General features: G+C 31.6%; 19 protein-coding genes. 14 read left to right on the top strand and 5 right to left on the bottom strand.

Annotated features, from left to right (window positions below):
• Positions 1-93: 93 nt before the first annotated feature.
• The 4 genes from Anndu_RS11100 (at position 94) to Anndu_RS11085 (ending at position 1,411) form a co-directional block, all read left to right on the top strand.
• Positions 94-333: a DUF4160 domain-containing protein gene (locus tag Anndu_RS11100; protein ID WP_464101265.1), complete on the top strand. Its 240-nt coding sequence runs from the start codon at positions 94-96 to the stop codon at positions 331-333.
• Positions 311-574 carry a DUF2442 domain-containing protein gene (locus Anndu_RS11095; RefSeq protein WP_464101264.1) on the top strand — a complete coding sequence of 88 codons (264 nt, stop codon included), beginning with the start codon at positions 311-313 and terminating at the stop codon, positions 572-574. Before Anndu_RS11100 ends, Anndu_RS11095 begins: the two co-directional genes overlap by 23 nt.
• 153 nt (positions 575-727) lie before the next feature.
• Positions 728-958, top strand: a complete 231-nt coding sequence (locus Anndu_RS11090; RefSeq protein WP_464101263.1) for a hypothetical protein — start codon at positions 728-730, stop codon at positions 956-958.
• A gap of 3 nt (positions 959-961) precedes the next feature.
• A complete protein-coding gene (locus Anndu_RS11085) occupies positions 962-1,411 on the top strand; it encodes an HNH endonuclease (protein ID WP_464101262.1) in 450 nt (149 codons plus the stop codon).
• 76 nt (positions 1,412-1,487) lie between these two features.
• Here Anndu_RS11085 and Anndu_RS11080 read toward each other — a convergent pair whose 3' ends face one another.
• Entirely contained in the window at positions 1,488-1,865 is a 378-nt protein-coding gene (locus Anndu_RS11080) for a hypothetical protein (protein ID WP_464101261.1), read from the bottom strand.
• A gap of 501 nt (positions 1,866-2,366) precedes the next feature.
• Here Anndu_RS11080 and Anndu_RS11075 point away from each other — a divergent pair.
• The 7 genes from Anndu_RS11075 to Anndu_RS11045 all read left to right on the top strand — a co-directional run bounded on the left by Anndu_RS11075 (position 2,367) and on the right by Anndu_RS11045 (position 4,950).
• Positions 2,367-2,930, top strand: coding sequence for a hypothetical protein (locus Anndu_RS11075; protein ID WP_464101260.1), 564 nt, complete (start codon positions 2,367-2,369; stop codon positions 2,928-2,930).
• A 124-nt stretch (positions 2,931-3,054) separates the two neighbouring features.
• Positions 3,055-3,390 carry a DUF6883 domain-containing protein gene (locus Anndu_RS11070; RefSeq protein ID WP_464101259.1) on the top strand — a complete coding sequence of 112 codons (336 nt, stop codon included), beginning with the start codon at positions 3,055-3,057 and terminating at the stop codon, positions 3,388-3,390.
• Between the two features lie 10 nt (positions 3,391-3,400).
• Complete coding sequence (locus Anndu_RS11065) at positions 3,401-3,640, top strand: DUF4926 domain-containing protein (protein ID WP_464101258.1); 240 nt, start codon at positions 3,401-3,403, stop codon at positions 3,638-3,640.
• 137 nt (positions 3,641-3,777) lie between these two features.
• The gene (locus tag Anndu_RS11060; protein ID WP_464101257.1) at positions 3,778-3,984 is read left to right on the top strand and encodes a hypothetical protein; all 207 of its coding nucleotides are present in this window, start codon (positions 3,778-3,780) and stop codon (positions 3,982-3,984) included.
• Positions 3,965-4,234: a type II toxin-antitoxin system RelE family toxin gene (locus Anndu_RS11055; RefSeq protein WP_464101256.1), complete on the top strand. Its 270-nt coding sequence runs from the start codon at positions 3,965-3,967 to the stop codon at positions 4,232-4,234. The genes Anndu_RS11060 and Anndu_RS11055 overlap by 20 nt, the downstream gene beginning before the upstream one ends.
• A gap of 199 nt (positions 4,235-4,433) precedes the next feature.
• The gene (locus Anndu_RS11050; protein WP_464101255.1) at positions 4,434-4,721 is read left to right on the top strand and encodes a type II toxin-antitoxin system HigB family toxin; all 288 of its coding nucleotides are present in this window, start codon (positions 4,434-4,436) and stop codon (positions 4,719-4,721) included.
• A 4-nt stretch (positions 4,722-4,725) separates the two neighbouring features.
• Positions 4,726-4,950: a hypothetical protein gene (locus tag Anndu_RS11045; protein WP_464101254.1), complete on the top strand. Its 225-nt coding sequence runs from the start codon at positions 4,726-4,728 to the stop codon at positions 4,948-4,950.
• A gap of 194 nt (positions 4,951-5,144) precedes the next feature.
• Here the strand turns inward: Anndu_RS11045 and Anndu_RS11040 are convergent, their stop codons facing one another.
• Both Anndu_RS11040 and chlG read right to left on the bottom strand, forming a co-directional pair.
• Complete coding sequence (locus tag Anndu_RS11040; protein ID WP_464101253.1) at positions 5,145-5,579, bottom strand: hypothetical protein; 435 nt, start codon at positions 5,577-5,579, stop codon at positions 5,145-5,147.
• Positions 5,580-5,781: 202 nt separating this feature from the next.
• Entirely contained in the window at positions 5,782-6,759 is a 978-nt protein-coding gene (chlG, locus tag Anndu_RS11035) for a chlorophyll synthase ChlG (protein ID WP_464101252.1), read from the bottom strand.
• A gap of 374 nt (positions 6,760-7,133) precedes the next feature.
• Between chlG and Anndu_RS11030 the strand changes: the two genes are divergently transcribed.
• On the top strand, positions 7,134-8,465 hold the full coding sequence (locus tag Anndu_RS11030) for an ABC transporter substrate-binding protein (protein ID WP_464101251.1): 1,332 nt from the start codon (positions 7,134-7,136) through the stop codon (positions 8,463-8,465).
• 275 nt (positions 8,466-8,740) lie between these two features.
• On the opposite strand, the gene Anndu_RS11025 is transcribed toward Anndu_RS11030, so the two are convergent.
• On the bottom strand, positions 8,741-8,938 hold the full coding sequence (locus Anndu_RS11025) for a hypothetical protein (protein ID WP_464101250.1): 198 nt from the start codon (positions 8,936-8,938) through the stop codon (positions 8,741-8,743).
• A gap of 233 nt (positions 8,939-9,171) precedes the next feature.
• On the opposite strand from Anndu_RS11025, the gene Anndu_RS11020 reads away from it, so the two are divergent.
• Positions 9,172-10,278 carry a Gfo/Idh/MocA family protein gene (locus tag Anndu_RS11020; protein WP_464101249.1) on the top strand — a complete coding sequence of 369 codons (1,107 nt, stop codon included), beginning with the start codon at positions 9,172-9,174 and terminating at the stop codon, positions 10,276-10,278.
• Between the two features lie 216 nt (positions 10,279-10,494).
• A complete protein-coding gene (locus Anndu_RS11015; protein WP_464101248.1) occupies positions 10,495-11,913 on the top strand; it encodes a protein kinase domain-containing protein in 1,419 nt (472 codons plus the stop codon).
• Between the two features lie 11 nt (positions 11,914-11,924).
• On the opposite strand, the gene Anndu_RS11010 is transcribed toward Anndu_RS11015, so the two are convergent.
• On the bottom strand, positions 11,925-12,137 hold the full coding sequence (locus Anndu_RS11010) for a hypothetical protein (protein WP_464101247.1): 213 nt from the start codon (positions 12,135-12,137) through the stop codon (positions 11,925-11,927).
• Positions 12,138-12,193 lie beyond the last annotated feature (56 nt).

Here is a 12,193-nt window from a genome sequence, read left to right as displayed (position 1 = left end):
TTAAGTGAATCTTTAGTTGCCAATTTTACTTACTTTTGATTAAAATTATGATCAAACTTAGTCAATTTTTGATAGAGAGGTTTAGTTAAGACAATGCCAACAGTTTTACGAATAGGAGCATATCGTTTCTATTTCTATAGTCATGAACCTAACGAGCCTCCTCATATACATATTGATCGTGATAAGTCTACCGCAAAATTTTGGCTCAAAGATGCTAATTTAGCTAGTAGTATTGGTTTTAATTCTAAAGAATTAAGAAAATTACAATCTCTTGTAGAAGAACATCAACAAACATTATTGGAGGCTTGGTATGAATACTTTAGTAAAAACTGATCAAAGAGTTAAAAATGTTCAATTTAATGAAGAAGAAATTAGTGTGGAGTTAATGGATGGTAGAACTATTACTGTGCCTTTAACTTGGTATCCAAAACTATTAAAAGCAACGCCCCAACAGCGTCTCGCTTATGAAATATGTGGTGCAGGTTATGGTATTCATTGGGAAGAAATTGATGAAGATTTAAGTACAGAAGGAATGCTCAGAGGCGCACCTGCTCCGAGTTTTAATATTAGATGAATTTTCTCATAATAAATTGTAAGGTGGGCAACTATTACAGTTTAATTATTAAAAATTAAACTTAATTTTAGTTGTCCACCCTACAGAGATTTATGATTGTTGAATTAGGGATTGTGTTATAATATAAAAAAGTTTTATTTTAAGGTGATAGAGATGACACAACTAATGAAACAGCCTTCATCTTGGCTATCTAATGGTATTAAACTTAATTCTTGCGATCAATTTCGCCCTTTTTCTTTTACAGAAGAATTACAAAATCGGTTAGAAGAATTATTAGAAAAAAATAAAAATAATTCACTAAATAATGATGAACAAGCAGAATTAGCAGGTTTATTAGAATTAGAAAAGATCTTTAGTTTTATTAATGCTAAACTTGCTTCTTAAATCATGGTTATTAATAATTTTATTCGTTTAAATGTTCGCAAAAGAGCAAAAAATTTATGTGAATATTGTCATTCGCCAGAGCGATCTAATGCAACTCCTTTCACAATTGATCATCTTATTCCTCAATCTTTAGGTGGTTTAGATGATCTTAATAATTTAGCTTTAGCTTGTCATCGTTGTAATCAAAGAAGATATAATTTTACCAAAGGAATTGATCCGGAAACTCAAACAGAAGTACCTTTATTTAATCCTAGAAAAAATAAATGGTCAGAACATTTTGAGTGGTCAAAAGATGGCTTAAAAATTATTCCAAAAACAGCGATCGGTCGTGCTACTTGTAATCGTTTTGATTTTAATGATGAATTTCATGATGAAGGTTTTATTCTCAATTCCCGTCAACTTTGGTTAAATGCCAATTGGCATCCTCCGATTGATGATCCACGTCAAAAATAATGATTAATAATTCTCCAAAAGTGGGCAACTATTAAAATTTAAGAATTAAATATAAAGTTAATTTGAGTTGTCCACCCTACCTACTTTTACTATTAATAATTTTTTTAACCTTTTGATAAAAATTAGGATTTTCATTCAAAACCATAGCAAGAGGTACGATAAACCTATCTTTTAAAGGAACTACAATTACTGGATCACCACTTAAAATCTCAGTAAATGGATTTTCTGTTATATGACTTATATCAATAATTCCTAGATCACTTGGTAATTGATTTATTTCTTCTATTAGACTTTGCATATCATTTATTAAATTTTCCTTGCTATATTCTTGTTCTGTTAATTTGGCAAAATAATCATTTAACTTGTGTTTTGATTGTTTGTCAAATGGCGTATTGTCTAAATTTTCATATTCAATAATATCAAATGCTTTTTTAATTAATTTTTCAATTTTCATTTTTTTATACCTTTATATTGATAAATTTGGATAAATAGATTAATTCTCTTTCGTATTAGAATCTGCTTAAAGTTTTAAGTTATAAGATGGACAACTATTTTATTAATTTGAGTTACTCATCCTAACTACTACTTACTCAATAGTGTAATTTTATTTATATAATTAATTGATAAGTTAACCGGCTTTTCCAATTATATATACCCCCATAAATGCTCCAAAAATTGCACCAATAATAGCCCCAAATGGACCCAATAAAAAATTCCCCGCATAACCACAAACAATGGCATTAAAAATAATTACAAATAGAAACAAAAACAATTTCATAAATATGGAACCTCAATATTTTAATAAATTAAAAATAAATTTATATTCAATTATAATGTATATTTTTATTTGTTCAAGTCGGAAAAGGGCGGAAAAAGAAGGAACTTTATGAATAATTGTTACAAAAATAGTATAATGACGGAAAATAGCGGAAAAAGTCGTTAGGAGTTATTCATTATGAAATCTCAAGTATTAGATTATTTAGATAATTTAGTTTTTAATGAAACAGGAAAACATTTAGATAGTTTACAAGTTTCAATTTTAAAAGGTGTTTATAATAGTGAGAAATATTCAGAAATAGCTAAAAATCATAAATGTAGTAAAGGTCATGTTAAAGATTCTGCTTATGAATTATGGCGTATTTTATCGAAAACTTTAGGAGAAGATATTAATAAATCAAATTTTTGTGCCACAATTGAAAGATTAGGAATTACTAATACAAATTCTCATCTTTTTTCTAATACACAATCTCATTTGTTTAATCCTATTCAAGTTAATAGTATTAATTTTTGTAGAAATCCTGAATTAAATGATGATAATTCTCTCATCAATAATGATGCTGAAGAAGTTAATAATGAAAATTCATCTAATCCTAAAAATGGTTATCAATTAATCATTGAACAAGCACAGAAAAAAGCAAAATTAGAGACTATTCCTAACTTATTAAAAATAGGTTTAACTGCTGAACAAATAGCAGAAGCTTTAGGATTAAGTTTAGAAGAAGTAGAAGAAAATATTTAAGTTTGTAGGGATGACAACTATTTTAAATTTAATTATTAAATATAAAGTTAATGTTAGTTGCCTATCCTGTTTTTATTTTTTTTGTTATAATATTGCCATTATAAATTAATAAATTATTAATTAAATGAAAGTACCAAATGGTGAAAAAGCAGAACTTGGAGATAAATTAGAGCGTTATTCTTTAAACTTAAATCATTCTAAAGGGAAAGATAAGGCTATTATATTTAGAGATAGGTTAGGAATAACCTTAGATAATAAAGATATTTTAGAACAAGCCTTATTAAAATCTTTACTTGAAAATGAAGCAATTATTTATAGAATAGACCAATACGGCACACATTATGATGTCAAATTTACTCTAACAACTAAGATCGGAAGTTCTTTAATATTAGGATGTTGGATCATTCGTCAAGAAGAAGACTTCCCCAGATTAACTAATACTTATCCTGTTAATAAATGAGGAAATTATTATGAATATTCAAGAATATGATGTTGTAGTTTTAACTGAAGATTTTTCCGCAATTCATAAAGAAAATCAAAAACCAATTCTGTTAAAACGTGGACAAGTTGGTACAGTTTTAATGGCATTTAATCAAACAGCTTATTTAATAGATTTTGCTGATCATCAGGGGAATACTTATGCAATGGAAACAATTCCTGCTGATAAATTGATAGTATTAAATTATGAACCTGTGGAAATTTATGTTTAATAAATTAATTTGTAAGGTTGACAACTATTTTTATTTTAATTATTAAATATAAAGTTAATGTTAGTTGCTCAGACTACTTTATTTTTATAACTTTGTGCTACAATGTATCTAAAAAATATTACAATAACAAGACTATTATGATTAATTCTCTCAATCTACATACTCAATATATAACAGATGAAAAAGGAGAAAAAACCGCCGTTATTTTACCTATTTCTGAATTTCAAGAACTTTTAGAAGAATTTGAAGATTTGGTGACTTTAACACAAAGAAAAGATGAATCAACTATTGATCATCAAGATTTAATTAATGAATTGAAACAAGATGGCTTACTATCAAATTAAATGGAAAAACTCTGCTAAAAAAGAACTTAAAAGTTTAGCTAAAGAGATAATTCCTAAAATCATAACAACGGTTGAATCTTTAGCTGAAAATCCTTATCCCAATGGCATAAAAAAGATGGTTGGTAGTAATAATACTTATCGGATTAGAGTTAGTGAATATAGAATTATTTATAATATAGAATCTAATTTATTAATTATTGAAATTATTAAAATTGGCCATCGTCAGGGAGTTTATAAAAAAATAAATTAATTAATCTATAAGGAGGGCAACTATTTTAATTTTAATTATTAAATATTAAGTTAATGTTAGTTGCCCAACCTACAGAGATTTATGATTTATGATTTATGATTTATGATTTATTATTGTTTAATTGTTAATTATGTCATAATTAATTATAATTTTGAAACTTTTATTAATTTTCGGTAAAATCAAAAATCTATGACAAAAAATGCACATTATTACCCGTAAACGACTGAATGAATTTGCGTTAAAATATCCCGAAACAAAAACAGCATTAATTCAATGGTATAGAATAATAAAAGATAATGATTTTAGTTCTTTTGTGGAATTAAGAACATTTTTCCCCTCGGCTGATCAAGTGGGGAAATTAACTGTTTTTAATATTGGAGGTAATAAAGTAAGATTAATTACAGCGATACATTATAATCGTAAAAAAGTTTATATTCGAGCAATTTTAACCCATACAGATTACGATAAAAATAAATGGAAGGAGTAAATTTATGACAACTCTTGAATTGGAAAAAACAATTAATTCTTGGTCTTTTTTAGCCAATAAAATTTATGTACCTCATACAGAAAAAGAATATAATCATCTTGTTAATTTACTAGATGAATTAATTGATGAAGTGGGAGAAAATGAAAATCATCCTTTAGCTTCTTTAATGGAAATTATTGGTATTTTAATTGAAAATTACGAAAATGAGTATATTCCAGAATTAAAATAATCAAATTCAAAAAAGTCGGGGATTTTCTTTAAGTTATCTTCTTAAATTTAACTTATTTAAAGTCACCGACTTTTGATCATAAATTGTAAGGAGGGCAACTATTTTAAATTTAATTATTAAAAATAAAGTTAATGTTAGTTGCCCACCCTACAGCGATTTATTATTTTTAGATTGAATGTTATTCTGAAAAATACTTAAAATTGACAACAAGGAATTTCATTAACGATCAAAGGTTGGGTTAAGTCGTAACCATAACCTTTAAGAATTACTTTTTGGGCAGTTTCATCCCCAATAACTACAACTTGCCATTTTCCTGTTGGCTCATTTAAAACATAGGGAATAGCCTTGGGAATAAACATTCCCCTTTCCCGATATTCTTTTTCTTCCTCTGGGGTTAAAGTTTGTGCCGCATTCATGCTTTCTACTAATTGAATGGCGGCTGTAGTGGGGGTATATCTAACATAACCTGCATCACCAAAACCTCCTAAATTTGATTCTGCAAAAAAAATGGCTTGTTCTAATTCTTGTAATTTCAATCTTGGTACTTTATTATTATTAGTTGATGGTTCACTACAACTAATTAAACTAATCAGTAAAATTGATAAAATTAGATTATTTTTAAGAGACATAATTCAGCCTTCTTTATTAGTTGACAATTGACAGTGAATAATTATCAATTATTTTATTCAAGGGTGAGGTAATTATTATTTTTTTATTGTAAACTAATAGGTCAATATAATGCTCAAAAAATTAAATCGGATATTTTTATATCTTAAAAAATACCCGATTTTAATTAGTCTTAAATTTTGAAAATTTAGCTTTTCAAATAATTTAGATGGCACTATGGCCTAAAGCTAAACCAGCTACTAACATTCCTAATACTAGAAAAGGTTGCGCACTAGCTTGATATTTAACGTCATTTTTCAAAGGATCCCTTAAGAAATACATATCTTGAAAAGTGATTTGAGGAATTACTAATAATAGTAAAATTGTGGCATAAAGTTGTTGATGAATGGTGATCAAATAACCTGCAATTCCCACTTGAAAAAGATCGATCATAATCACACAAACCCAAGCGGCCGCCTTAATTCCAAACATCACAGGTAAAGATTTTAAACCTAATTTACTATCACCTTCCACACTTTTAAAATCATTAACAACCGCAATCCCTAAACCTGCTAAACTATAGAATAAAGTTAATACTACAATTGTCCAATTTAATTCACCAAATAAAGCATGGCCAGCCCACCAAGGTAAGGCAATATAACTCGCTCCTAAAGCATAATTTCCAAGCCAACCATTTTGTTTTAATTTTAACGGTGGGGCTGAATAAATATAGGCCAAAAATGTTCCTAATAAAGTTAAACATAGCATAATCGGAAAGTCATGGCCAGCCCAAAGATCTAATAAATAAGATAAGATTAAACCCCCTCCTAATAATACTACCACTTGAGTGATTACTTGAGGAACGGTGATTGCACCAGAGGGAATAGGGCGATAAGGCTCATTAATAGCGTCAATTTCCCGATCATAATAGTCATTAATAGTCTGGGTATATCCCGTCATTAAAGGCCCTGATAAAAGCATACAAGTTAAAGCTTTCATCACATCTTCAAAACTCCATGTATAAGCACCGGAGGAGGCCGCCCCACACACTACCCCCCAGATCAAGGGGATCCATGTGATGGGCTTCATTAACTGAAGTCGAATTTTCCAAATATTAGTTTCGCCGGAAGTAGCCCCTTTCATTCCGAGAAGTTGACGAGTTTTTGAGGTATTATCTTGAGTTTGAGTCGTATTTTCAGACATAATTTTTATTAAGAAATATTAAGCTTAAACTTCAGATTATAGCACTCATAAGCTCATCGTTAGTTTTGAAACGACAATCAGTATCTATGTATTAAAGTCTTGGCTTGTGATAAGAAAAAATTATCGCAGATCAAAGAAAATACTCAAAAATTAAAAATTACTGCAATTTCTTCTAAAAATGTTAAAATGTTGAGGGTAATTCTCCAGAAAAATAGAGGATAATTTCATATAATCATCGTCTATTTTTAATTACACAAGAAGAAACATTAAGGCAAACTTTTGATTGTTTAATCAATCATATTGACGTTAATATAAAAATTAAAACAACATTTTTAATCAAAATTTAATCAGAAAAAATTAGTGTGAGGATCTTAATGAAAATTTTAATAAAAAAGCGCTCAACCGCTTTACTCTTAAGTCTGATCAGTATTGGTACAGCTTTATTAACTACCGCCTGTAATACCCAAACTACCGAAACTCCTCAAGGTGAAACACCCCAAGCCACTAACACCCTAAAACTAGGGGTGTTAGCACCCACTACCGGAGACTTGGCTTCCCTTGGGCAAAATTTCCCCGTAGCGGCACAACTGGCAGTAGATACCATTAACGCCTGTGGAGGTGTCAATGATGCCCCCGTTACCATGATCACCGAAGACGATGAAACCGATCCGGCTAAGGGTGTTACCGCTATGACGAAACTAGCCGAAGCTGATAAAGTGGCCGGTGTGATCGGATCATTTGCCAGTGGTGTTTCCATGGCCGCCATTGATATTGCCGTCAGAAATAAAATTATGATGATCTCCCCCGGAAGCACTAGCCGAAAATTCACGGAACGGGCGAAAAATGGCGACTTTAAAGGCTATTGGGCGAGAACTGCACCCCCTGACACCTATCAGGCACAAGCTTTGGCCGCTTTGGCACATAAAAAAGGGTTTAAAAAAGTTTCCCTTGTGGTAATTAATAATGAATATGGGATCGGCTTTGAAGAACCTTTTATCAGTGCTTTTGAAAAGTTAGGCGGTACGGTGATCACCAAGGATAACCCCGTGCGTTATGATGAAAAGGCCACAACCCTTGATAGTGAAGCGAAGGCCGCTTTTGAAGGTAAACCTGATGCGGTAGTGGCTATTTTATACCCTGATACGGGCGCAATTTTGTTAAAATCGGCTTATGAACAGGGTTTAAGTGCAGGTATTCCTGTATTATTAACCGATGGTGTGCAAACGGAGCAGTTTCCTAAAGATGTGGGAACAACTACCGATGGTAAATTAATTTTAGCAGGGGCTTTAGGAACGGTGCCGGGGGCTGATGGTAAGGCTTTAGAAGGTTTTAAAAAATTATGGGATGAGAAAATTAAAAAAGAAGCCACTGCTTTTACCTCCCATTCTTATGATGCGGCCGTGTTGTTAATGTTAGCGGCACAGGCGGCTAAAACCAATACGGGAGAAGGGATCCAAAGTAAAATTTTAGAAGTGTCCAACGCTCCCGGAACTGAGGTAACAGATGTTTGTGAGGCTCTTAAACTCTTGAAAGAGGGTCAAGATATTAATTATCAAGGTGCGAGTGGTAATGTGGATATTGATCAAAATGGCGATGTAGTAGGGAGTTATGATATTTGGCAGGTTGAAGAAGATGGTAAAATTAAAGTGATAGATAAGGTACAACCTGCGGGTACTGAAGAAAAATCTCAGGAAAAGAATAATTAATTAATTAATTGTAGAGATGTATTTTAATATGTCTCTACAAGACTTTTTGCGTAGAAATATAATTTAATTGTCAGGATTAATTGGTTGATTATTATTACTTTCATCTTAGCTTTTTTTTTAAATTTGATGTGAAATTATTTATTTTTGTAGCGAGGTTAATTCCTTAATCAAATAATATTAAAAAACATTTAATTATACTTAATAATTTAATCTTATTTTAACAGTAGAATTTTAAATTTAATCTTGAATTATTCTGTAACTGAAAATAATTTTGATTAAAAAGTAATTCTACCTTTGATCACAGATCTTAATAAACGGTTAACAGCCCGTCTTTCATCTTCATTTAAACTTTCATCTAATGAAGCGGCTAATAAACCATAGCGATCGGCTAAAGTTAAAAATCCAGTTTCAGTAACACTGGCAAGAATTTCAGGAATAGCACCTGGGATCAATTGTAGTTGAGGAAACATCATAGCTTAGACCTCTCTATCTTAACTATTTATATTTTTATTATTTCACTTTTTCCTGATGAGAGCAGTGATATATTCTTGATTAACAAGTGATAAAAATCCTTTGATCAATGTGATATAAATTAAGCCAAGAAAGTGATATAAATTAAGTAAAATATGTGATATATGTCACAGATTTAGTAATTGACAATTATTGAATCATCAGTCAAACAAATAACAAATAATTAACAAGTTCTATGAATCAAAAAATAGGTATAGCCCTTGTGGGAACGGGTTTTGGGCAAAAAATTCATTTACCCGCTTTTCAACATCATCACCGCACCGAGGTGGTGGCCGTTTATCATCGAGATCTCAATAAAGCCCAAAAAATCGCGCAAAATCATAATATTCCCCATGCTAATAATAATTTAGCCAAAATTTTAGAAAGACCTGAAGTTAAGGCTGTTAGTATTTCCACGCCGCCATTTTTACATTATGAAATGGCCAAATTAGTGTTAGAATCAGGGAAACATTTAATCTTAGAAAAACCCCTCAATTTAAACGCTAATGAAACTAAGGAATTATATCATTTAGCCCAGACTAAAAATTTAATTGTTACCCCTGATTTTGAATTTAGATTTATTCCAGCATGGCAACTTTTAAAAGAATATTTAGATCACAATTATCTTGGCAAAAAAAGATTAATTAAAATTGATTGGCTTGTCACCAGTCGAGCCGATCAAAATCGTCCTTGGAACTGGTATTCCCAAAAAGAAAAAGGAGGGGGAGTGCTTGGTGCAGTTGGGTCTCACGCCTTTGATTATATTAGTTGGTTATTCGGAGATATTAACAAATTATCTGGCTATTTAAGCTGTGCCATTCCTCAACGCCCCGATCCCCTTGATCAGAATAAATTAAAGTTAGTAGATGGGGATGATACCTGTTTAATTATGTTAGAATTAAGTGATGGTACACCCTGCCAAATTAATCTTAGTTCTGTTACCCATCATGGCAGAGGCCATTGGTTAGAAATGTATGGAGAAGAAGGTACTTTAATCTTAGGAAGTGATAATTTAAAAGATTATGTACACGGCTTTAAATTAATGGGTGCAAAGGTAGGAGCAGAATTAAAAGAAATAGGTATTCCTCAAAGATTAGAGTTTCCTAAAGTTTTTCCTGATGGACGTTTAGCCCCTTTGATTAGAGTAGTTGATCGCTTTGTTCAATCTATTGATCAAAACCAAAATTTAAGCCCTAGTTTAAAAGAGGGCGTTTACTCTCAATTATTAATGGATTTAACCCACAGATCCCATGAACAAAAATGTTGGATCAATGTGCCAAAAATTGAGGATTTTCTATCTTAAATTAGGCTAAAAATATCGGCGATCCTGAACTAAAATTAATGGGGTTTTTAGAGATCGCTTCCTGTCAAAAATTGGCAAAATTCAGTTTCTATTAGAAAGTAAAAAAGCGATCTCTATCTGTGCCATCATAAGCTAAAATTTTGTCAATTTTCCTTATCTGACAACTGAAATAATTGCTATAAATAAATTACAATTAGATCAAATGCAAACATCGCCATGTTATTACAAAATCGTTATCGAATAATTCAAGCTTTAGCTAGTGGGGGCTTTGGTGATACCTATTTAGCAGAAGATACTCAAATGCCCTCCCTACGCCGTTGTGTGATTAAACAACTTAAACCCATCAACCAAGATCCTAATGTTTATCAATTAGTTAAAAACCGTTTTCAGAAAGAAGCAGAACTTTTAGAAAAATTAGGAGAAGAAAACCGTCAAATCCCTCAACTTTACGGGTATTTTGAGGATCAAGGACAATTTTATTTAGTTCAGGAATGGATCGAAGGTCAAACTTTAACCCATTTAGCCCAAACACAAGGCAAACTCTCAGAAATTGTCGTTAAAGATATTTTAGTTAAAATTTTACCCGTTCTCAACTTTATTCAAAATCATCACATTATTCATCGAGATATTAAACCGGATAATATTATTTTACGTCAAAGTGATTCCTTCCCTGTGTTAATAGATTTTGGGGCAGTTAAAGAAACAATGGGAACGATTTTGGCTAGTTCCGGCCATTCTACCAGTTCGATCGTCATTGGTACACCGGGCTTTATGCCCTCGGAACAAATGGCCGGCCGCCCCCTTTTTTCTAGTGATCTCTATGCTTTAGGCTTAACGGCCATTTATCTCCTAACAGGTAAAATTCCCCAAGAATTAGAAACCGATCCCCTCACAGGTGAATTAAAATGGCAACAATATGCTCCTAATCTTAGCCCTGATTTTAGTCAAGTTTTAAACCGTACCATCCAAAATCATCCCCGTGATCGTTTTCCCACCGCTCAAGAAATGCTGACGGTTTTAGCACAAGGATCTATGTCTTCAATTCAAACTCAAATTTCCTCTAATCCTAATGGTCAAATTATACCCTCAACCTCCATACCCTTAATTAATTCAGGCCAATCAACGGTTGTCATCCCCTATTTACAACCTACTGACCCAAATAGCACCCCCCAAGCCTCAAAAAATTGGCAACTTCCGCTTGTCATAACTATAATTTGTTTAACTTTAATTGGTGGCTTTGGCTATTATCAATATGATCAACAACAAAAATTCCAAGCGCAAATGGCTCAGTTAGAACAAGAGCGCAAAGAAAAAGAAGAACAACAACGCAAAGAAAAAGAACAAGCAGAAGCTAGAGCCGAAGCTGAAGCCAGAGCGAAAGCACAAGCCAATCAAAATCAGACTGATTATTATCTTCCCTATCGAGACACTTGTGGGGATCCGGCCGCAAGTGGCTCAACTTGGTATGCAGTGGTAGGAAATGCCAATTTAAGTGATGCAAAAAATTATTGTGGCGATGCTTTCAGAAGAAAAGACGGTTATGTACAAATAGCTAGTTTTTCTTCCTATGACAGAGCCGAAAATTTTGCCAATCAATTAAATAATGCCACTGGTTATAATTTTTGGGTTAAATAAGTAGTCAATTATTAACTATATCCGGCGGTATTATTAGGATCTGGTTTTCCATCATCAGGGGGATCAAAAGTTCCTCCAATTGTAGCTAATAAACTTTTGTCATCTAATTTTAGATTATTAGTAATGTTTAGATCAACACTATTATAAAATAGTACCCCAGATATGATAATAGCACCAAAAATAAAGATATTTTGGATCAAATAAGCAAATTTATTCTTAAACATGATAGAACACCCTTTTTTTATGATAGTAGAATTGCTTAATTTAATAATATCTTAAT

The sequence above is a fragment of the Annamia dubia NIES-4383 genome (assembly GCF_055394725.1).
The sequence above is the reverse complement of the archived record's forward strand: the minus strand, read 5'-3'. Positions and strand labels throughout refer to the sequence as shown.